Origin of the sequence: Arthrobacter sp. CC3 (genome assembly GCF_039907775.1) — a bacterium.
Lineage (GTDB): Bacteria > Actinomycetota > Actinomycetes > Actinomycetales > Micrococcaceae > Arthrobacter.
Genome location: NZ_JARCCY010000003.1, coordinates 41,520 through 60,715 on the forward strand (window position 1 = coordinate 41,520; position 19,196 = coordinate 60,715).

The 19,196-nt window shown below is 66.6% G+C and carries 21 protein-coding genes; 12 read left to right on the forward strand and 9 right to left on the reverse strand.

The features are described from left to right. Positions 1-18 precede the first annotated feature (18 nt). Positions 19-384 (reverse strand): metalloregulator ArsR/SmtB family transcription factor, encoded by a 366-nt coding sequence (locus PV761_RS01995; RefSeq protein ID WP_347893949.1) that lies wholly within the window; start codon positions 382-384, stop codon positions 19-21. A gap of 339 nt (positions 385-723) precedes the next feature. Here PV761_RS01995 and PV761_RS02000 point away from each other — a divergent pair, with 339 nt between their 5' ends. From PV761_RS02000 to PV761_RS02010, 3 genes are read left to right on the forward strand one after another with little or no spacing between them, the layout of a single operon-like run. Further along, positions 724-1,032, forward strand: a complete 309-nt coding sequence (locus PV761_RS02000) for a YegP family protein (RefSeq protein WP_331280045.1) — start codon at positions 724-726, stop codon at positions 1,030-1,032. 5 nt (positions 1,033-1,037) lie between these two features. Then, a complete protein-coding gene (locus PV761_RS02005) occupies positions 1,038-1,745 on the forward strand; it encodes a PAS and ANTAR domain-containing protein (protein WP_028270265.1) in 708 nt (235 codons plus the stop codon). Between the two features lie 13 nt (positions 1,746-1,758). After that, positions 1,759-2,373 (forward strand): TetR/AcrR family transcriptional regulator, encoded by a 615-nt coding sequence (locus tag PV761_RS02010; protein ID WP_028270266.1) that lies wholly within the window; start codon positions 1,759-1,761, stop codon positions 2,371-2,373. 4 nt (positions 2,374-2,377) lie between these two features. Here PV761_RS02010 and PV761_RS02015 read toward each other — a convergent pair whose 3' ends face one another. From PV761_RS02015 to PV761_RS02030, 4 genes are all read right to left on the reverse strand, one after another. Next, positions 2,378-3,424 (reverse strand): bile acid:sodium symporter family protein, encoded by a 1,047-nt coding sequence (locus tag PV761_RS02015; protein WP_347893951.1) that lies wholly within the window; start codon positions 3,422-3,424, stop codon positions 2,378-2,380. A gap of 51 nt (positions 3,425-3,475) precedes the next feature. Beyond that, positions 3,476-3,679: a YegP family protein gene (locus PV761_RS02020; protein ID WP_043438031.1), complete on the reverse strand. Its 204-nt coding sequence runs from the start codon at positions 3,677-3,679 to the stop codon at positions 3,476-3,478. Positions 3,680-3,833: 154 nt separating this feature from the next. After that, positions 3,834-5,336, reverse strand: a complete 1,503-nt coding sequence (locus PV761_RS02025) for a SulP family inorganic anion transporter (RefSeq protein ID WP_347893954.1) — start codon at positions 5,334-5,336, stop codon at positions 3,834-3,836. A 6-nt stretch (positions 5,337-5,342) separates the two neighbouring features. Then, the gene (locus tag PV761_RS02030; protein ID WP_028270269.1) at positions 5,343-6,449 is read right to left on the reverse strand and encodes a RelA/SpoT domain-containing protein; all 1,107 of its coding nucleotides are present in this window, start codon (positions 6,447-6,449) and stop codon (positions 5,343-5,345) included. 267 nt (positions 6,450-6,716) lie between these two features. Between PV761_RS02030 and PV761_RS02035 the strand changes: the two genes are divergently transcribed. From PV761_RS02035 to PV761_RS02065, 7 genes are all read left to right on the forward strand, one after another. Further along, positions 6,717-7,514: an alpha/beta hydrolase gene (locus PV761_RS02035; RefSeq protein ID WP_028270270.1), complete on the forward strand. Its 798-nt coding sequence runs from the start codon at positions 6,717-6,719 to the stop codon at positions 7,512-7,514. Between the two features lie 114 nt (positions 7,515-7,628). Then, positions 7,629-8,984, forward strand: coding sequence for a Na+/H+ antiporter NhaA (gene nhaA / locus PV761_RS02040; RefSeq protein ID WP_043438034.1), 1,356 nt, complete (start codon positions 7,629-7,631; stop codon positions 8,982-8,984). Positions 8,985-9,086: 102 nt separating this feature from the next. Next, positions 9,087-10,451, forward strand: coding sequence for an MBL fold metallo-hydrolase (locus PV761_RS02045; RefSeq protein ID WP_347893957.1), 1,365 nt, complete (start codon positions 9,087-9,089; stop codon positions 10,449-10,451). Between the two features lie 40 nt (positions 10,452-10,491). Then, positions 10,492-11,517, forward strand: a complete 1,026-nt coding sequence (locus tag PV761_RS02050) for a carbohydrate kinase (protein WP_231511126.1) — start codon at positions 10,492-10,494, stop codon at positions 11,515-11,517. Between the two features lie 10 nt (positions 11,518-11,527). Beyond that, complete coding sequence (locus PV761_RS02055; protein ID WP_347893959.1) at positions 11,528-12,037, forward strand: YbhB/YbcL family Raf kinase inhibitor-like protein; 510 nt, start codon at positions 11,528-11,530, stop codon at positions 12,035-12,037. A gap of 50 nt (positions 12,038-12,087) precedes the next feature. Next, positions 12,088-12,906 carry an HAD family hydrolase gene (locus PV761_RS02060; RefSeq protein ID WP_347893961.1) on the forward strand — a complete coding sequence of 273 codons (819 nt, stop codon included), beginning with the start codon at positions 12,088-12,090 and terminating at the stop codon, positions 12,904-12,906. 13 nt (positions 12,907-12,919) lie between these two features. Next, the gene (locus PV761_RS02065; RefSeq protein ID WP_347893963.1) at positions 12,920-13,702 is read left to right on the forward strand and encodes a glycerophosphodiester phosphodiesterase; all 783 of its coding nucleotides are present in this window, start codon (positions 12,920-12,922) and stop codon (positions 13,700-13,702) included. Here the strand turns inward: PV761_RS02065 and PV761_RS02070 are convergent. The 3 genes from PV761_RS02070 to PV761_RS02080 all read right to left on the reverse strand — a co-directional run bounded on the left by PV761_RS02070 (position 13,699) and on the right by PV761_RS02080 (position 16,720). Continuing rightward, entirely contained in the window at positions 13,699-15,237 is a 1,539-nt protein-coding gene (locus tag PV761_RS02070; RefSeq protein ID WP_028270277.1) for an EAL domain-containing protein, read from the reverse strand. The genes PV761_RS02065 and PV761_RS02070 overlap by 4 nt on opposite strands. Next, on the reverse strand, positions 15,227-15,565 hold the full coding sequence (locus PV761_RS02075; protein ID WP_156037086.1) for an STAS/SEC14 domain-containing protein: 339 nt from the start codon (positions 15,563-15,565) through the stop codon (positions 15,227-15,229). The genes PV761_RS02070 and PV761_RS02075 overlap by 11 nt, the downstream gene beginning before the upstream one ends. Positions 15,566-15,691: 126 nt before the next feature. Further along, positions 15,692-16,720: a hypothetical protein gene (locus PV761_RS02080; protein WP_347893966.1), complete on the reverse strand. Its 1,029-nt coding sequence runs from the start codon at positions 16,718-16,720 to the stop codon at positions 15,692-15,694. A 145-nt stretch (positions 16,721-16,865) separates the two neighbouring features. On the opposite strand from PV761_RS02080, the gene PV761_RS02085 reads away from it, so the two are divergent. Beyond that, complete coding sequence (locus PV761_RS02085) at positions 16,866-17,021, forward strand: hypothetical protein (protein WP_156037087.1); 156 nt, start codon at positions 16,866-16,868, stop codon at positions 17,019-17,021. A 51-nt stretch (positions 17,022-17,072) separates the two neighbouring features. On the opposite strand, the gene PV761_RS02090 is transcribed toward PV761_RS02085, so the two are convergent. Then, positions 17,073-18,773, reverse strand: a complete 1,701-nt coding sequence (locus PV761_RS02090; protein WP_081818845.1) for an ATP-binding protein — start codon at positions 18,771-18,773, stop codon at positions 17,073-17,075. A gap of 38 nt (positions 18,774-18,811) precedes the next feature. On the opposite strand from PV761_RS02090, the gene PV761_RS02095 reads away from it, so the two are divergent. Further along, complete coding sequence (locus PV761_RS02095) at positions 18,812-19,183, forward strand: STAS/SEC14 domain-containing protein (protein WP_028270280.1); 372 nt, start codon at positions 18,812-18,814, stop codon at positions 19,181-19,183. Positions 19,184-19,196 lie beyond the last annotated feature (13 nt).

A 19,196-nucleotide genomic window follows, 5' to 3' on the forward strand; every position in this document is an offset into this window, starting at 1 on the left:
AACGGGCCGACAGAGTCGCTAGCGGACCGCGGATTCCTTTGCAGGCTCATCCAGCGTCATCAGCGTCAGGCGTTGTGACTGCAGGGCCGTGACAAGCAGCGACCGTGCCGAGAGGAGGAGGCCGCTCACCTCGGGGCAGGAGAGTTCGTAGAACAGCCGGCCTTCCTGGCGCGAGGGGACGATCAGGCGCTGGCGGCGGAGCACGCCGAGGTGCTGCGAGAGGTTCGAGGGTTCGAGGCCTGTGTCGTCGCGCAGCCGGCTGACGGCAACGGGGCCGTCGGCAAGCAACTCCAGGACCCGGATCCGCGAAGGGTGGCCCAGAGATTTGAAGAGTTCGGCCTTAACCTCACTCAGGACCACGCCTGCAGGCAATTCGTCCTTCATCGGGCCTCCCTTCCTAACGTCTGCATTGCGGCGGTAACCATAACGCCTGTTCAACGAATACAGCCTACGGCAGACAGAAAGGTCTGTCTGTCGACGGCGCGAATCGGCCCCCGTCGCAGCTATATCGTAGCCCCGGCCGCAAAGGGATGATCGTTGGATTTAGTCCGCGGACAGCCCTTGCGCGGACGGCTTGAGTAGTTCAGACTTTCATGAATTCATCAATTCCCCCGACCGCTACATCGGCCGGTTACACATGGATGGATTCAGGCTGCTTCCGCTGACAACGGCGTCATCGGGAGTGGCATGATCCCGAGTTTCCTGGAGGGCTCAATGGCAGGCATGTTTGAACTTTTCTCCGATGCGGATGCTTCCTTTAGATTTCGGCTGACAGCTCCTGACGGAACAGTTATGGCGCTCTCGAAGCCCTTCCCGGACAAACGGGCCGCCGTGGCCGGGATCGCAGCGGTGCGCGAGTACGCAGGAACGGGCTTCGTCACCGAAGTCCCGGCCCCGAAGCCCCAACCTTCCCGCGGACCGTCCGTAGCTCTTGCCTTTAGGAGCCGGGCAGCCAGCCGCAGGCAGCAGATTCTGGCCCGGTGGCAGCAACCCCTCAAGCCGGGGTCCGTCGCAGATTTTCCTGCGTGGTAAGTTCCATGGCCGCACGGAAAACCCCGCAGGCGCACTCCGGCGCCTTGGCGGCGGGGGATTGCATCGCCGGGACGTTCCGGTTTGACGCGGCAACCGGCAGGCTCGACTGGTCCGAGGAGCTATACCTCATCCACGGCTACGGCCGCGGCGAGATTGTGCCCACCCTGGAACTGTTCCACTCGCACAAGCACCCGGACGACCGGAACCGCAGCAGGGAGATCTTCACACAGGTCCACAACGAGGGCGGCAAATTTTTCAGTTTCGACCGGCTGATCGACGCCCGCCTGCGGGAGCACCGGATCCTGACAACAGGGGAGGGTATCCTCGACCGGGACGCCAGGCTGAGCCACATAGCCGGCTTCGTCGTCGACCTCACCATGACGCTGCGGCGTGAGACCGAACAGTTCGCCCGGGCCGCCGTCTCAGCGGCCAATGCGAGCCGGAGCACCATCGAGCAGGCCAAGGGGATCCTGATGGGGGCCCTGCACATCAGTGCGGAGGATGCCTTCAACCTGCTCGTCAGCCACAGCCAACACAGCAACATCAAGCTGGCCCGGACTGCAGCCGACCTGGTGGACCTGGCCAACAACGCCAAGGACCCCGCACTTCTGGACAGCTTCATCCAGGCCCTCCACCGCGGCCCGTTCCGCCGCCGGCCGGAAACGCTTGGCATCCGGGGGCACCATGGGAGGCGGCAGCAGCGCTCCATGTAAAATTCCTTCTACGATGACTGCCGACGACGCCAACCGTTCCTCGCTGCTGCCCGCCCGGGCAATGGCGGGCCGCGATGACCCAGTGGACCGCATTCTTGCGACCGCCTATGAGCTTTTCTCCCGCCGCGGGATCCGCGATGTGGGGACCAACGAACTCATCAGCCGTTCCGGGGTGGCCAAGGCAACGTTCTACCGGCATTTCCCGTCAAAAGACGCCCTGGTCCTGGCGTTTCTGGCACTCCGGGACCAGGTGTGGACCGTTGACCTCATCGTCTCCGAAGCCCGCCGCCGCGGCAGCACCCCCGAGGAGCGGCTGCTCGCTGTTTTCGATGTGTTCGGCGACTGGTTCCACCGCGATGACTTCGAGGCGTGCACGTTCATCAACGTCCTGCTGGAAATGGGACCCGAGCATCCGCTGGGGAAGGCGAGCATCGGCTACCTCAGCCGGATCCGCGGCCACATCGAGGCCCTGGCCGAGGAGGCCGGGCTGAGCCGGACCGAGGAATTCGCGCGGTCCTGGCACATCCTCATGAAAGGCTCCATCATTTCAGCCACCGAGGGGGACTTCCTGGCGTCGAAACGGGCCCAGCAGATGGCCGGCTGGCTGATCGAACACCACCGCAACTGAGCGCTTAGGCGTCCTGGGCGGCTGGGACTGCCGCGTCAGCAGCGGTATCACGCAGCGGGCGGCGGGCCAGCCAGGCGGCCACGATGGCCCCCGAGATGTTGTGCCAGAGCGAAAACACCGCGGACGGCAGCGCCGCCAGCGGGCTGAAGTGGGCCGTTGCCAGCGTGGCGGCCAGGCCGGAATTCTGCATCCCCACTTCAAAAGCCAGCGCGCGGCGGGCCTTGTCGTCCAGGCGGCCGAGCTTCCCGGCCAGGTAACCGAGGCCCAGGCCGAAACCGTTGTGCAGCACAACGGCAAGGAACACGATGCCGCCCGCAGCAACAATCTTGCTGGCGCTGCCGGCCACCACAATCGCCACAATCAGTGAAATTACGACGGCGGACGCCCAGGGAAGCGCCGGCAGCACCTTCGCGACGAGCTTCTTGAGGAACAGGCGCGCCAGGAGTCCCGCAACCACCGGCAGCAGGACGGTCTTGACGATGTCCAGGACCATGGCGCCGGCATCGATCTGCAGGAAGGACCCCGCCAGGAACAGGACCAGCAGGGGAGTGACGATCGGAGCGATCAGCGTGGAGACGGACGCGACGGCCACGGACAGTGCCACATCGCCCTTGGCCAGGAAAGCCATCACGTTCGAGGCCGTTCCCGACGGTGCGCAGCCCACCAGGATGAGGCCTACGGCCAGTTCGGGCGGCAGGTTGAGCGCCACGGCAATCAGCCAGCCAGCACCCGGCATGATCACGTAGTGGGCCACGATGCCCAGCACCACGGCCCAGGGGCGCTTGACCACCGAGGCAAAGTCCGGCGGGGTCAGCGTCAGGCCCATGCAGAACATGATGATGCCCAGCAGGTAGGGGACGCTGGGGCCCATGGGCTTGAAGGCGCCGGGCAGCAGGAAGCCGGCAATGCCTGCGGCGACTACCAGCAGCGGGAAAACCGTGACGGCGATCCGGGCGATTTTCGCCTCGGCGGCCAGTGCCGGATTCAGCGGGGCGGCATCGGCTTCGGGGCCGGCTGCGGAGTTATCGTGGGTTTTTGTTGCCTCAAGCATCCAATAATGCTCACATCCTGGCGCCTATTCCAGCCACTTCATGAACAGACGTCAGACATTTGTGTCGGATTTCGGGCCGCTGTAATCGGCGATGTGCGCCGTGGCTGCGTGCTCGCGGATCTCCGTGACGCCGGAAGCAGCCGCTGCGCTGTCCCGGTAAATGCCCGACACTGCCAGGATGTTGCCTGCGCCGTTGACGAGCCGGATGCGGACGCCGCCCTGTTCCGCGGCGACGAGTTCGAATTTACCTGCCATGCTGGACCTCCCCCAAGGTGGTGCGCCTGCACGGTAGCCGCAGGCTGCTCCCCTCCAACTGTAGATGACAATTCTTGTCATATGAATTAGACAACGATTTGTGTCGGCAGGCCGGAAGGCCTGCAGCGTTGTGTGGCAGGCGCGCGGAACCGCCCTAGTCCGCGGCGTTCAGCTTCCCCGCGAGCCGTTCACGCATCTGGCTGCTGGCGGAGTTGAGGCCGATCAGCTCCACTTCCCTGCCGTGCCTGCGGTACTTCTCGGTGACGGCGTCCAGCACCGCGATGGTGGACGCATCCCACAGGTGGGAGGCATGGAAATCGATGATGACGCGGTCCACCGTGGGTGCGGCATCGCGGGCGTACTCGAACTGCGTGTAGAGGTCGTTGGAGGAGGCGAAGAAGAGCTCCCCGTCGACTGTGTACGTGGCAACGGTGTCTCCGTTGAGTTCGATCTCCGTCCGTTCCACGGTGGCGAAGTGGGCTACGCGCCGGGCAAACATGGCCATGGCCGCCAGCACGCCGACTCCCACGCCGATGGCCAGGTTGTGAGTGGCCACGACGGTGCCCACGGTGATGAGCATGACCGCTGTTTCGGACTTGGGCATCCGCTTAAGTGTCTTCGGGGCGATGGAGTGCCAGTCGAACGTGATGGCGGAGACGAAGATCATCACGGCCACCAGAGCGGCCATCGGGATCAGCCCCACGATGCCACCCAGCGTCACTACCAGAAGCAGCAGGAAGACGCCGGCCAGGAACGTGGACACCCTGCTCCGGGCGCCGGAGCCCTTGACGTTGATCATGGTCTGGCCGATCACGGCGCAGCCGCCCATGCCGCCGAGGAATCCGGTGACGATGTTCGCGACGCCCTGGCCCCAGGACTCGCGGGTCTTGTTCGAGCGGGTATCGGTGATGTCGTCCACGAGCTTGGCCGTCATCAGCGATTCCAGCAGGCCCACCAGCGCCATGGACAGCGCGAAGGGTGCGAGGATCTGAAAGGTCTCCAGCGTCAGCGGCACATTGGGAATGAAGAGGGACGGCAGGCTTTCGGGAAGCTGGCCCTTGTCCCGGACGGCTGGAACGTCGATGTGGGCCAGCACCGCAAACAATGTGAGCGCCACGATGGCCACCAGCGGGGAGGGCACGGCCGTGGTCAGCCGCGGGAGCGCAATAACAATCACCAGCCCGACTGCCACGAGCGGATAGACCAGCCAGGGAACGTTGATCAGCTCGGGCAGCTGCGCCATGAACACAAGGATGGCCAGGGCATTGACGAAACCCACCATCACGGAGCGCGGAATGAAGCGCATGAGCTTGGTGACGCCCAGGAGGGCCAGGAGAATCTGGAAGACCCCCGCCAGGATCACCCCGGCGATCAGGTAGTCCAGGCCGTGGCTCCGCATCAGCGGGGCGATCACCAGCGCAACCGCGCCGGTAGCTGCCGAGATCATGGCGGGCCTGCCGCCCACGAAAGAAATGGTGACGGCCATGGTGAAGGACGCGAACAGCCCGATCCGGGGATCCACGCCGGCAATGACGGAGAAGGCAATGGCCTCGGGGATGAGGGCCAGCGCCACCACCAGCCCGGCTAGGGCTTCGGTTTTGAGGCGGCGCGGGGAGCGGAGCGTGGCCCGGACGGACTGGAGTTGTTCGGGCTTCATGTGTTCCTAGGGCTTGGTCTGGCGATAGCGCTCGATCTGCTTCAGCCTCCGCAGGAGACTGTCGCGCCGGGGGTGCGGAACGACGTCGGGCGCCTCCGCGGTGAGGTCAATGTGTTTGGTGCCGTACTGCCACAGCAGCAGGTCATCCAGCAGCCGGTCCGGGCCGGGGGAGTACCTGTGGTCCAGGGCCTTGCGGACCTCGGTGATCCGGTTCGCGCTGAGCAGCTCTGCCAGCTGCATGGTCTGGTTGAGGCCGTGCGCCGCCATGAGTTCGGCTGCCCACCCCCAGTCATCATCCACTTTACGGTCAACGTGCGGAAGCAGCGTCCGCCAGACGTCGCGGATCCGGTTGGGTGTGAGCTGGGCTGCGCCTTCACCGTCCGTGTCCCAGTAGCTTCGGACTTCTTCGTACCGTTCGTGCAGGTCCGCGAAGGCGCCTTCCACTGTTTCCAGCATGGCCGCCGTGGCGGTGAACTGGCGGTCGAAATGCGGAGTCCAGGCCCGCGGGTCCTCGGCCTTGAAGCGGATGTCGTGCTCGATCTCGCTCCAGGCATGCGCAAAAACAGTGCGGATCTGGCATTCAAAGAAGTAGCTGCCGTTGGGCTGGATGTCCGGGTTGAACGCCTGCTGGTACTCCTTCACCGCCTCGTTCTGGATGGTCCGCAGGATCAGGTGCCGGCTGGAGTAGCCGTAGGTGCCGGATTCGATGGAGCCGATGTCCTTTTCGCGGTCGCCGCGGCAGTCAAAGAGCTGCCGCTGGCGCTTGATCAGGTTGGCCACCACCGCGTTCTCTGCCGGCAGCTTGGTGATGACGCGGACGCCCACCATGTCATTGAGCGTGCGGAACGGGTCCGGGAACTTCAGGACCGGCGGTCCGCCCGGTTCCAGCGGTTCCTCCACACGGGAAATCTTCTCCTTGAAGGACTCCACTGTCTTGGTGCGGCCGGTGACGAACAGCGGCGTTACCTCGGTGTCCTTGAGCATGCTCCGCAGCGTCAGCAGGACTTCCCGCGTGACCAGCTTCAGGGCAGGGCGCACCCGTGCATAGAGCTCCACGTTTTCCTGCACGGACTCGCGCAGGCCTGCGTCCAGGCGGTCCCAGTTGGTAGCCATGTTTCCAGCTTACGGGCGGCCTGCGACAGCCAGGCGGGTGACACCCCCGGGCAGCGCCGTCCGTGGCGCCGCGGTGCATGCGGCGAACGGCGCACGGCGCCGCCGTCGAACGCGCTGGCGCAAGCTGTCTGCCGCCCAAGGTAGGCTCGGCACATGGCTGATGTGCGGCGTCGGACCCTGCTTTCCCGCGGGCTTCTTGGCGCCGCCGCAGCAGTGACACTGGGGGCACTGTCCGCTTCCTGTTCGTCGGGCCCGAAGGAGGACGCAGTGAAGCGGCACAAGTACCAGTACGGCGATGACCCCAGCCAGTGGGGTGAGCTGTTCCTGCCGGACGCGGCGGTAACCCGCGGCGTGGTGGTGGTCATCCACGGCGGGTACTGGCGCTCGCAGTACGGCGCCGAGCTGGGCGAACCGCTGGCCCGGGACCTTGCCATGCACGGAATGCCCGCCTGGAACCTGGAGTACCGGCGCGCCGGCAACGGCGGCGGCTGGCCGCACACCTTCGAAGACGTGCTGGCGGGCATCGACAAACTCAGGGACGTAGCGGCGATCCACGGGCTCGGGCTGGAAAAAGTGGTGGCCCTGGGCCACTCCGCCGGCGGGCACCTTGCCGTCTGGGCTGCCGGCCGGACCCGGCTCGGACAGCTGGGCGCACCGGACGCTGACCGGCAGCTGAAGCGCAGGAACGACGACGACGGCGCCGTGCAGCTCACCGGGGTGGTGAGCCAGGCCGGCCTCCTGAACCTGGCCGATGCCGAAAAGCTGAACCTCAGCAACGGCGCCGTCAGCAACCTGCTGGGCGGTTCGTCGGCGAAATACCCCAAACGCCACAAATACGCGGACCCCATGAGCGCAGTCCCGCTGCGGGTTCCCGTGTACGCCGTCCACGGCAGTGACGACGACGACGTTCCCGCCAGCCAGTCCGTGTCCTACGCCGGCGCGGCCAAGGCTGCGGGCGGACCCGTCCAGCTGCTCCACGTACCCGGCGACCACTTCGCCTTGATTGACCCCAAAGCCCCGGCCTACCGGAAATGCCGGGACCTGGTGCAGGAACTCCTGGGCTGAACCGCCGCGCCGCCTCGGCCCGCGCGGCGGCAGGGCCCGTCCCCTAGACTGGACGAAGGTGCGCCGGGAAGTCTGGTCGGCATGATTTTGTCGACTCAACGTTTAGGACGCTTCATGAGCCACACACCTCCGCCCGCCCCGGACGCCAAACCGCGCTTCACCGTCCTTGGCTATGGCAGCTACGCGGAATCGCTGCGCATCGGCGAGATCCTGCGCAAGGAAACCGTAGGCGGCGCCCTCCTCGTGGCCGCGGCCGTCATCGCCCTCATCTGGGCAAATTCACCGGTCTCCGACAGCTACTTCGCCTTGCGGGATTTCCGGATCGGGTACGAACCCTGGCACCTCGAGCTGAGCCTTGGCGCCTGGGCAGCCGACGGACTGCTGGCCATTTTCTTCTTCCTGGTGGGCCTGGAACTCAAACGGGAGTTCGTGGCCGGGGACCTGCGGCAGATCAGCAAGTCGATCGTGCCCGTGGCTGCCGCGGCCGGCGGCGTGATTGTTCCGGCGCTGATCTACACCGCCGTGAACATCGCCAGCCCGGAAACCCTGCGCGGGTGGGCCATCCCCACCGCAACGGACATCGCGTTCGCCGTGGCGGTGCTGGCAATCATCGGCTCACACCTGCCCAGTGCCCTGCGCATCTTCCTGCTCACCCTGGCGGTGGTGGACGACCTCATTGCCATCAGCATCATCGCGTTCTTCTATTCGAGCGACATCCAGGCCGCCCCGCTGCTGTCCGCCCTCATCCCGCTGGCCCTTTACGCCTTCCTGGCCCAGAGGTACCGCCGCTTCTTCGGCACCCACTTCCTGGCGGCCTGGGCCATCCTCCTGCCGCTCGGCGTCGCCACCTGGGCCCTGGTGCACGCCTCCGGCATCCATGCCACGGTGGCGGGCGTGCTGCTGGGGTTCGCCGTGCCGGTGCTCCGGTCCAAGGCCAGCGGAGGTCCGGACGCCGGACCCGGCCTCGCGGAAATCTTTGAACACCGCTTCCGTCCCATTTCCGCCGGAGTGGCCGTTCCCGTCTTCGCCTTCTTCTCGGCCGGGGTGGCCGTCGGGGGCTGGGAAGGGCTGGGTTCGGCGCTGGCCGACCCCGTGGCCATCGGTATCATCATGGCCCTCGTCCTGGGCAAGCCGGTGGGAATCATGGGCACCACGTGGATCCTCACCAAGGCCACCCGGGCGCGGCTGGACGCGTCCTTCAAGTGGATCGACGTGTTTGGAGTTTCCCTGCTGGCCGGGATCGGTTTCACTGTGTCGCTGCTGGTCGCGGAACTCAGCTTCGGCCACGGCAGCCTGCACGACGACCACGCGAAGGTTGGCATCCTGGCGGCGTCGGTCCTCGCCGCAATGCTGGCAGCCGTGGTGCTGCGGACCAGGAACCGCCAGTACCGCGAGGCGGAGGAACGCGAAAAGGTGGACTCGGACCAGGACGGCATCCCGGACGTCTACGAACACGGAAACCAGGCCTGAGGCCTGCGCCGGCCTCTTGCTGCGCCATACCCCTATGGGTATGGTTTGAATACGGCCGGAAGCCCGCCGCCAGGGGCAGGTAAGGCCGCCGAGGAGGATGCCATGGACGTCATTGTCATCGATACGCCGCCGCTGGGAGACCGGAGCTACCTGGTGCACGACGGCGCGGTGGGCCTGGTCATCGACCCGCAGCGGGACACCGACCGGGTGGAGGCCGCCGCGCGTCAAGCGGGCGTGACCATCACCCACGTCGCTGAAACGCACCTCCACAACGACTACGTCACCGGCGGCCTGGAGCTCGCCAGAGCCCACGGCGCCAAGTACCTGGTCAACGCCGCGGACCCGGTCCAGTTCGAGCGAGAAGCCATCACCGACGGCCAGGCAATCCGCGTGGGATCCCTGACGGTCAGGGCCGTCGCCACGCCGGGACACACCCACACCCACCTGTCCTTCATCGTGGACGACGGCGACAGGCAGGCCGTGTTCTCCGGCGGCAGCCTGCTGTACGGCTCCGTCGGCCGGACGGACCTGGTCGCCGCGTCCGACACCGTGGGCCTGACCCACGACCAGTACGCTTCCGTTCGCCGGCTCGTGACCGAGGCGCGGCCCGAAGCGGCACTGTTTCCCACGCACGGCTTCGGATCGTTCTGTTCCTCCGGCCCGGCCAGCAGGGCGGGCTCCTCCACTCTTGGCGAGCAGCTCACTGCCAACCACGCCCTCACCGATCCGGACGAGGACCACTTCGTCCAGGAGCTCATCTCCAACCTCTCCGCGTACCCCTCGTACTACGCGCACATGGGTGCCCTGAACGCCAAGGGGCCCGGACCCGCGGACCTTGCCGTCCCGGAGTCCGTGGACCCCGCAGAGCTCACCCGCCGCCTGGATGACGGCGAGTGGGTGGTTGACCTCCGCCGCCGCGTGGCGTTCGCCAGCAACCACCTCAAGGGCAGCGTCAGCTTCGAATACGGCAGCGGCTCCAACTTCACCACCTACCTGGGCTGGGTCCTGCCCTGGGATGAGAAGCTCACCCTCGTGGGCTCGCGCGAGGACGTTGAAAAGGCCATCCGGGACCTTTCCCGCATCGGCATCGATTCGCCGGATGCCGCCGTCGGAACCGAGCCGCAGGCGCTGGCGCCGGATGCCGCCGTCGCCTCCTACCCGCGGGTCGGCTGGGACGGCCTGCTGGCAGGCCGCACGGACGGTGACACGGTCCTTGACGTGCGTCGGACGGACGAGTTCGCTGCGTCCCATGTGGCCGGTGCTGTCAACGTTCCCGTCCACCAGCTCCTGACCCGCCTGGGCGAAGTGCCGGCCGGACGGCTGTGGGTCCACTGCGGAACCGGCTACCGGGCCGGCGTGGCTGCCAGCCTGCTGCAGCGCGCGGGCCGGGACGTGGTCCACCTGGATGCGAGGTTCAGCGACGCCGAGGCAGCCGGGGTGCCCCTGGACAACGCCCCGCCAGCGTAACCAGGAGCGCGCGCACCCCCTTCTCTGGCAGAGTATGACCATGCTCACAGTTATTGGCGAAGGCCTGGTCGACGTTGTCCAACGATCCTCGGGAATCGAGGCCCACGTGGGCGGCAGCCCGCTCAACGTGGCAGTGGGACTGGCGCGGCTGGACCACCCCGTGCAGTTCATCGGCAGGTTCGGGCGCGACGCCTACGGCGAGTCCGTGGCGGCCCACCTGAAATCCAGCTCGGTGATGGTCCCGCAGGGCCCGGATGCCCTGCCCACCAGCGTGGCCACCGCATTGATCGACGACGACGGCGCCGCCACCTACACGTTCGACCTCGCCTGGGAGCTTCCCGGACTCGCTGACCGGCTGCCGTTCATGCTGCAGGGCACCACCCTGGTGCACACCGGCTCCATCGCCACCATGCTGGCGCCGGGGGCCGCTGAGGTGCTTGCCGCCGTCGAGCACGCGCACCCCTCGGCCACCATCAGCTTCGACCCCAACTGCCGCCCCAGCATCATCACGGACGTGGACTATGCCCGCCGGCAGGCGGAAAAGTTCGTCACCCTCGCGGACGTGGTGAAGGCCTCCGATGAGGACCTCGAATGGCTGTACCCCGGCGTGGACGTCCTGGAGTCGGCCCGGCGGTGGCTGTCCCTCGGCGGTCCCGAGGGGCCCGCCCTGGTGGTGGTGACCCGCGGCGCGGCCGGACCGTGGGGCATCACGGCCGCCGGGGAAGCGGAGTTCCCCGCTCCCAGGGTGGAGGTGGCGGACACGGTGGGCGCAGGCGATTCCTTCATGGCCGCGCTGATTTCCGGGCTGGTGGACCGCGGCCTCGACGGTGCCCAGAACCGCAAGGAGCTGCGCGAACTACCGGCCGAGTCGCTCCGCGAACTGCTGGCCCATGCGGCGTGGGCTGCCGCCGTCACCGTGTCCCGGCCGGGAGCCAACCCGCCCACGAGGGCCGAACTCAACCACCTCGAGCTCGAAAGCCTGGAACGCGAGGCGGAATCCGCCGCCGAACGGGATGCCGCGCTCGCCGGCGACGACCTGAGGAATGCCGACTCCGCCAGCAACTGAAAGGCAGCACATGTCCAGCCACCAGTCCCCGTCCCTGCACGTCAGCAGCGAGTCCTTCCAGGACGGCCACACCCTGCCGCCCGCCCAGCGCAGCGGCAAGATGCGCGCCGGGGGCAAGGACGAATCGCCGCAACTGAGCTGGAGCGGTGCGCCGGCAGGGACCAAGGGCTATGCGGTCACGATGTTCGATCCGGACGCCCCGGGCCGCGGCGGCTTCTGGCACTGGGCGGTGCTGGACCTCCCGGCAGGCGTCACGTCGCTTCCCGCCGGCGCCGGTGCCGAGGGCGGCGGGCACCTTCCGGCCGGTGCGCTGCAGTTGAAGAACGACGGCGGTTTCCACGGCTACCTGGGCGCCGCGCCGCCGCCCGGCCACGGCCCGCACCGGTACATCGTCACGGTCTACGCCCTTGATGTGGAGCGCCTCGGGGTGGACGCGGGAGCCAGCCCGGGCAAGCTGGAATCCAAGATGGCCCCGCACGTGCTGGGCCGCGGGACGCTGACCGGCATCTTCGAGCGCTGAGCCCGCCCGACCCGGCGGGGTCCGCCGCCGGGCCAACGTAGACTGGCTGTATGCGGCTGGTAGCAAGTGATATCGACGGAACGATCCTCGGGCATGACGGCAAGATCAGTGACCGGACCATCCGCGCCTTCCACGCGTGCCGCGATGCCGGCGTCGAACTGGTGTTCGTGACCGGACGCCCGCCCCGCTGGCTGCACCCCCTGGAAGACCAGCTGGGGCACGCCGGAACCGTGATCTGCTCCAACGGTGCCGTCGTGTGGGACCTCGAGGCAGGCCGCCTGGTCTCCGCGCGCGCCCTCGCCCTGGAGGCTGTCTTCGAAGCGCGCCGCATCATCAAGCAGCTCCGGCCGTCCGCGCTGTTCGCGGCGGAAACGCTCACCGGCTTCCACCTGGAGCCGGGCTTCATCGAAAACGACTCCAGCGAACTCCTGACCGAATTCACCCCCGCCCCGCTGGCCAGCACGCTCACCGCCGACGACGCCGTGGTGAAGTTCCTGGCCATCGTCCGCGAAGGCACGGCGGACGACTTCCTGGCCGAAGTGTCGCCCGCAGTCGCGCACCTCGCCTCCGCCACCCACTCGGCACCCACCGTGGCCATGCTGGAGCTGGCCCTGCCGGGCGTCAACAAGGCGGTGACCCTCGCCGAATACGCCGCCACCCTGGGGATTGACGCAGCGGACGTGGTGGCGTTCGGGGACATGCCCAACGACATCGAGATGCTGCGCTGGGCCGGTGACGGCTACGCGATGGCCAGCGGCCACCCGGAGGCCATCCGTGCCGCAGGGCAGCAGGCGCCACATTTCGACGACGACGGCGTGGCACAGATCCTCGAAGCCAAACTGGCCGAATTTGGCGTGAAGCGCGCCTAGGCAGGCGCCTGGAATGACCGAGCCCCAGCCTTTCTTCACCGCCGGAAGCGCGTCCGCGCGGATCGCGATGGCGCACCGCGGATTTTCGCCGGACGGGATGGAAAATTCGATGGCGGCGTTCCGTGCCGCCGTCGAACTCGGCTACCGGTACCTGGAAATGGACGTCCATACCACCGCCGACGGCGTGCTGCTGGTGTTCCATGACCCCGCACTGGACCGTGTCACGGACGGGCAGGGACGCATTGCCAGGCTGCCTGCGGCGACGGTGGCCCAGGCGCGGATCGGCGGCCTGGAACCCATCCCGCTGTTTGAGGAGATGGTGCGGGCTTTCCCCGGCGTCCGGCTGAACCTGGACGTCAAGGACTGGAACTCCGTCCCCGGCCTCGCCGCCGCGATTGAGAAGTACGCCGTTCACGATCAGGTGCTGGTTACGAGTTTCTCGGACCGCCGCCGCCGGGCGGTGCTCAAACGGTTGAGCCGGCCGGTCGCGGCGTCGGCCGGCGTCGTATCCAATGCGCTCTTCACAATGCTGGGGCCGGTGCTTCCCGCGCCGGTCATCCGGCGGGTGGTGCGGGGCATCCACGCGCTGCAGGTGCCGGTCAGCTACGGTGCCGTCCGGGTGGTGACGCCGGCGTTTGTCCGCCGCGCCCACCGGCACGGCCTCCAGGTCCATGTGTGGACCATCAACGACCCCGCGGAGATGCACCGGCTCCTGGACCTAGGCGTTGACGGCATCGTGACGGACCGGGCCGATCTCCTCAAGACGGTGCTGCAGGACCGGGGGCAGTGGGACTAGCTGCCGTGGTGTGAAGCCCGCTGCGCTTCCAGCACCGCCGCGAACTCGTCCGCAGGAACCGGACGGCCGAAGTAATACCCCTGGGCGCTCACGCAGCCGATGCTGGCCAGGTGCTGTGCCTGTTCCGCCGTCTCCACCCCTTCCCAGACCGCTTCGAGGCCGCACGCCCGGATGAGCTGGAGAATCGCTGCGATCAGGTCCGGCTGGGCCGGATCCGTTCCGAGGTCCTTCAGTAGCGAGCGGTCCACCTTGACCTTGTCCACCGGAAGCTTGCGCAGGTAGCTGATGGAGGAATAGCCCGTACCGAAGTCGTCGATTTCAAGGCCCACCCCGAGCTTCCGCAGGCTGCTCAGGGAGTACCGGTCCAGCTCATTGCCGCTGACAATCGCGCCCTCCGTGAGCTCCAGGACGAGCAGCTCCGGGCTGATTCCGGCCCCGCTGAGGGCATCCCTGACCTCTTCGATGAACTCGAGGCGCTGAAGGTCCGTGGGCGAGATGTTGATCCGCATGGAGAAGTCGTCCCCCGCGCGGCCCTCCGCCCGCCAGTCCTGCAGTTGCCTGACGGCGGTGCGGAGCACCCAGCCGCCCAGCTCGGAAATGAGTCCGGCATCCTCAGCGAGGGGAATGAACTCGTCCGGCATCACCATGCCGCGGGAAGGATGCTGCCAGCGGACCAGGGCTTCCGCGCCCTCGATCCGGCCGGAAGCCAGCGCGACCACGGGCTGGTAGAAAAGCACCAGCTCTGACTCTGAAATGGCCGTCCGCAGGTCCTCAATAAGCTGGCTCCGCAATTGGCGCGCGTGCAGCATGGCCGGTTCGAATACCTTGAGCCTGTTGCGCCCGCCGGCCTTGGAGGCATACATGGCCACGTCGGCTTCCATGAGGAGCTGTTCGGCGCTTTGCCCGGCGCCGCCGATGCACAGCCCCATGCTGGCGCCGCACTGGACGGAATCGTTGTCGAGCTCCACCTGGCTGTCCAGGGCAGCGAGGATGCGGTTGCCCACGCCCGCGGCGCGGGCAAGGGTGGTGGCGGGCATCAGGACGGCGAATTCGTCACCGCCCAGGCGGGCCACCGTGTCCGTGTCCCGGACCGATGCCTTGATCCGTTCCCCGACGGCGGCCAGCACCTGGTCCCCGGCGGCGTGGCCGAGGGAATCGTTGATGCCTTTGAAAGCATCGAGGTCCAGCAGGAGGACGGCGGGCGGAAGGTCGCCCCGCTCAGCCTCCGCCAGGGTGTCGTTTAGGGCGCTGACCAGTGCCGTGCGGTTGGCCAGGCCGGTCAGCGAGTCCGTCAGCGCCATCTTCTGCATTTCCAGGTGCGCTTCGTTGAGCAGCCGGGTGCGCAGTTCCACCCGCTGTTCCAGCTCCTGGTACATGATCTGCAGGTCTTCGGCGAGGAGGTTGGTGCCCATGATGACGGCATCCAGCTCATCCCTCGCGGGAGATACTTCAATCCGCGAGTGAAGCTCCCCTGCGGCAAGGCGGACGATTCCGTCCAGCAGCTTCCCCAGGCGCGGGTCGCCCTCAGTGAACATGGGCGTTTTCCTTCAACCACTTGAGGGCCTCGGGCTCGGACGTGAAGTAACTGGCAGGCCCGGACTTGAAGTCGCCGCCAAGGATGAAATGCGCCAGGATCCGGTCCACCGGCGTCCGTCCCAGCAGCGCCCAGGCGGCCACCGTGCTCACATTGCTGAACACCGCCCTCGCCGCCCTGCTGACCGACGCTACGTCGGTCACATCCAGGAGTACGGCCAGCGGAGAGCCGGAGCGCGGGCGTTGAAGGCCGGCAGCGAGCAGCCGCGCTGACTGCTCATCCAGGTGTTCGTCCCGGGGAAGCACGATCCTGACTATTTGCTCTTGCATCAATCCAAGCGGCTTAGACATTAATCCCCCGAACATATGAGAAGAGCCGTTCGGCCTCCCTGGCGCCACCTAACCTCCGGCGAGGCTTTGAAACTAAAAATACACCGTCCGTCCCTCCGGAGTGCGTTAGCTGACACCTGCCGCATACGCACGGACCTGGGCGCTCCGTTCGGAAGCGGCAGCATTGTCGAAGAGTTCGGCCGCATCAGCCAGGCGTTGGAGTGCTTCCTCGTGTTCACCGTTGGCAAGGAGCGATTTGCCCAGCAGGAACGAGGCTTCACCCGCTGTCTGGGTGGCCAGGATTCCTGCTTCGGTGCACAGCGGCCGGAGCATGTTGATGGCCGTGGCCATATCGCCGGTCAGGAAATGCCAGTGCGCGCGCACGAACGACATTTCAAGGAGGTCGCGGTCACTGCCGCCGACCACTTCGGTGGCGAGCTCGGCCCGCTCGATGCAGCGAAGGGTTGCGGGGTCGGTGAGCTCCGCCTCGAGGCGCATCACGGCCGACGCGCGGTTGAACCGGGCCCAGAGGTCCACGTCCTTCGACGGTGACAGGCTCTCTGCCGCCATGTCGTGGTAGCGGCCGCCGTCCATCACCCGGCCGGTGAGGAACGCGACGTTTCCAATCACCCAGTAGGCTTTTCCGGCAGTGTCCTCGTCCACGAGGTCCGTCAGCAGGCCCTCCAGCAGGAGGCACTGCTCCCACGCCTCATCCAGCCGGCGGCTTTCCGCGAGGGCGGCGATGAGCGCACGCTGGGCCTGGATGTGGAGGTAGACGTACTCGGGGTTGCCGGCAACGAGGTCGGCGGCGGAGGTGGCTGCGGCGACGGCGTCAGGTAGCCGCCCCAGCCCCTGCTGCGAGAGCGCCAACAGAATGAAGGCCCGTGCTCCCAGGGCCGGTTCCGCCGTGGAGAGCGGGTGGCCGGACAGGTACGTGATCAGCTCCATGCACTCGTGGATCTGACCCATGTCCTTGAGGCATTCAGCCTGGAAGAGCGTCATGTTCCACCAGGCGGTCTGGTCCCCCTCCAGCAAGGCGAGGTCCGCTGCCCTGCGTGCTTCGTCCCGCGCCCGCGAGTACTCGCGGCTTTTCCAGCTTTCGCGGGCCTGAAGCTCCGCAACCACATGCGGTAACAATTTCCGGGGAATCGGCATTTTTCAATTATCCCCCGGAATGGTTCTGCATCGTCCATCCGCGTCAATATTTTGCTGGTGTTACTGGAGTTAAATGTTGATCTTGTGACCGTATACTGACGCTCGTAATGAGTTTTTGCGCCCAATTGATTGAAAGGACCCGCGGATGAAGAAAATAGCCGCTACATTCTTGCTCACCGGCGTCCTGGCTGTCGCAGGTTTTGCTGCGCCCGCCACGGCCGCTCCCAAGTCGGATACCACCGTCAGCACGTCAAGCAAGGCGCCCACCACGCAGGCACACATCGGCTGGTGGCCAGACTAAGCTCCATGCGCCAAGGCTGCCCCCGGATCTCCGATCCGGGGGCAGTTTCGTTTAAGGCCCGGAAACCGGCAGTTTTACGGTGATGGTGGTGCCCCTGCCCAGTTCCGAGCTGACCGCCACATCTCCCCGGTGCGCCTTGACGATGTCGTACGCAATGGCGAGTCCCAGGCCGCTGCCGGGGACGGCGGCCGAGGTCGCGTTGGATGCCCGGAAGAAGCGGGTGAAAAGATGCGGGATTTCTTCCTCCGGGATTCCAACCCCCGTATCGCGCACGTGGACATTAATGCCGGGCTCGCCATCCGTCATTGACTCAAGGCTGCAACTGACAACAATCCCGCCTCCGCGAGGCGTAAATTTGATGGCATTTGAAACAAGGTTCGTAAACACCTGCTCCAGCTGAACTTCGTCGGCCATAATCGCGGAATCGCCGTCGCAGAGCTCCAGCGAGATGGAAACATCTCCCAGTTCGGCCAGCGGGCGCAGCGCCACTGTCACGATCTGGAGAGTGTGGCCCAGCTGGACGGGCCCCAGGTGGAGGTTGGCGCCGTCGTAATCCTGGCGCGAAACAGTGAGCATATCTTCGATCAGCCGCCGCAGCCGTTCCGAGTTCCTGACAATGATGTCCAGCATCCTGTCCACTTCCGCGGGCACCGGCCCTCCCACGCCGTCCTGGATCATGTCCAGGTAGGCGGAAATGGACGTCAGCGGAGTACGGAGTTCGTGATTGACGGTGGCAAGGAAATCGGTCTTTGCCTGGTCGAGCTGCCGCAGCTGCTTGACCACCCGCTGCTGCGCGCTCATCAAGTGGCTTTGGATGAGCCCGTACGCAACGTTTCCGGCCACATGCTGAATCAGGGAAATTTCGGTGCGCGTCCAGACCCGCGGCTCGTCCAGCTGCGCGATCCAGATGACGCCGAGCGATGACTTGCCCTCGCCCACGGGAACGAAGGCAGAGGCCCAGGGGGCCATATGCTCCGACCATGCCGCCAGTTCGTGGTCCTCGGGGGACCACTCGTGGAACCGGTGGTCCTCCACCGCGAGGACTTCGGCTTCCGACCACAGCCGGTCCGCAACGCGGTGCGCGGAGGATTCCTGGATGCCGAGGCCGTCCGGGACCGGGGCAAGCCCGGGCCGGTGCCACTGGGCAGCTATCCGCGGGACCCGGTCGTCGTCGAAAGTGGTGAACAGGACGCGGTCGGCGCCGAACGTCTCCCCGAATCCCGTCACCAGATAATCCGAAATCAGGAGGGGATCGTGGGTGGCGCGGACCGCAGAGGACACTCCGCGGAGCTTCTCGCGCAGCCGCTCAGCGCTTTGCCGGGCATCGGAGCGCTGCGCAGCGCGGCTGATCAGGACGTCCGCCCGATGGACAAGTTCGGCCGGGGCCGGGGGTTTCGCGATGTAGTCCGCCATGGGGAGCGACCGCACGCTTTCGGCCGCGGACTCGTCGTCCAGATCGATCAGGAGGAGCAGCGGTGCATCCACCGGCGGGCCGGCCAGCGAATGGTCCGCGACGACGATGCTGGGATGGTGCCGGTCCAGCAGCCCGGCGAGGCTTTCGTGGCTGGAGGCCGTGGAAACCTCGAACCCTGCGTCCGCCAAAACGGCCGCTGTAGCGGACAGGCGCCCGCTGTCCGGATCGGCCACGACAGCCGTGCGTTGTACAAGTGATTCCTGCGCCGCCTGAATTGCCACACTGCCCCCCTCGGTCCCCGGTTGAGTACATTGTAGGGTGACATAGGTCGCACGCATTCCGTGCGGTGCTTACCCTGGCGGGAGGAAGGGTGGATATGTCCGGAAATCGCGAGATGGGCACGGAAGCGGGACTGGCGCTGGGAGCCGACGGAGTGCTCCGGTTAACCTGGCCGCGGGGCGCCGTGATCACGGCCGAGGACGCGGAGCGTGCCATGCTCAGGGTGAACCAGTTGTGCGGCGACGAACGGCATCCCATGCTGGTGGACATGGCCACCACTGCCGATGTGAGCAGGGGCGCGCGCGCCGTTTTTGGCCGCCCGTGCCAGGCCTCCCGGATCGCCTTGCTGGGGGCATCGCCGGTTGACCGCGTCCTGGCCAATTTCTTTTTGGGAATCAACGCGGTGCCGTGTCCCACGAAGTTCTTCACGTCGGAGCGGGACGCCATCGCCTGGCTGTCTGTGACCTGACTTCCGGACCTGG

Excerpts from the sequence above, each read along its gene's own strand:
- PV761_RS01995 (WP_347893949.1), bottom strand. The coding sequence starts at position 384 with ATGAAGGACGAATTGCCTGCAGGCGTGGTCCTGAGTGAGGTTAAGGCC.
- PV761_RS02000 (WP_331280045.1), top strand. The coding sequence starts at position 724 with ATGTTTGAACTTTTCTCCGATGCGGATGCTTCCTTTAGATTTCGGCTG.
- PV761_RS02005 (WP_028270265.1), top strand. The coding sequence starts at position 1,038 with ATGGCCGCACGGAAAACCCCGCAGGCGCACTCCGGCGCCTTGGCGGCG.
- PV761_RS02010 (WP_028270266.1), top strand. The coding sequence starts at position 1,759 with ATGACTGCCGACGACGCCAACCGTTCCTCGCTGCTGCCCGCCCGGGCA.
- PV761_RS02015 (WP_347893951.1), bottom strand. The coding sequence starts at position 3,424 with ATGCTTGAGGCAACAAAAACCCACGATAACTCCGCAGCCGGCCCCGAA.
- PV761_RS02020 (WP_043438031.1), bottom strand. The coding sequence starts at position 3,679 with ATGGCAGGTAAATTCGAACTCGTCGCCGCGGAACAGGGCGGCGTCCGC.
- PV761_RS02025 (WP_347893954.1), bottom strand. The coding sequence starts at position 5,336 with ATGAAGCCCGAACAACTCCAGTCCGTCCGGGCCACGCTCCGCTCCCCG.
- PV761_RS02030 (WP_028270269.1), bottom strand. The coding sequence starts at position 6,449 with ATGGCTACCAACTGGGACCGCCTGGACGCAGGCCTGCGCGAGTCCGTG.
- nhaA (WP_043438034.1), top strand. The coding sequence starts at position 7,629 with ATGAGCCACACACCTCCGCCCGCCCCGGACGCCAAACCGCGCTTCACC.
- PV761_RS02045 (WP_347893957.1), top strand. The coding sequence starts at position 9,087 with ATGGACGTCATTGTCATCGATACGCCGCCGCTGGGAGACCGGAGCTAC.
- PV761_RS02050 (WP_231511126.1), top strand. The coding sequence starts at position 10,492 with ATGCTCACAGTTATTGGCGAAGGCCTGGTCGACGTTGTCCAACGATCC.
- PV761_RS02055 (WP_347893959.1), top strand. The coding sequence starts at position 11,528 with ATGTCCAGCCACCAGTCCCCGTCCCTGCACGTCAGCAGCGAGTCCTTC.
- PV761_RS02060 (WP_347893961.1), top strand. The coding sequence starts at position 12,088 with ATGCGGCTGGTAGCAAGTGATATCGACGGAACGATCCTCGGGCATGAC.
- PV761_RS02065 (WP_347893963.1), top strand. The coding sequence starts at position 12,920 with ATGACCGAGCCCCAGCCTTTCTTCACCGCCGGAAGCGCGTCCGCGCGG.
- PV761_RS02070 (WP_028270277.1), bottom strand. The coding sequence starts at position 15,237 with ATGTTCACTGAGGGCGACCCGCGCCTGGGGAAGCTGCTGGACGGAATC.
- PV761_RS02075 (WP_156037086.1), bottom strand. The coding sequence starts at position 15,565 with ATGCAAGAGCAAATAGTCAGGATCGTGCTTCCCCGGGACGAACACCTG.
- PV761_RS02080 (WP_347893966.1), bottom strand. The coding sequence starts at position 16,720 with ATGCCGATTCCCCGGAAATTGTTACCGCATGTGGTTGCGGAGCTTCAG.
- PV761_RS02085 (WP_156037087.1), top strand. The coding sequence starts at position 16,866 with ATGAAGAAAATAGCCGCTACATTCTTGCTCACCGGCGTCCTGGCTGTC.
- PV761_RS02090 (WP_081818845.1), bottom strand. The coding sequence starts at position 18,773 with ATGCGTGCGACCTATGTCACCCTACAATGTACTCAACCGGGGACCGAG.
- PV761_RS02095 (WP_028270280.1), top strand. The coding sequence starts at position 18,812 with ATGTCCGGAAATCGCGAGATGGGCACGGAAGCGGGACTGGCGCTGGGA.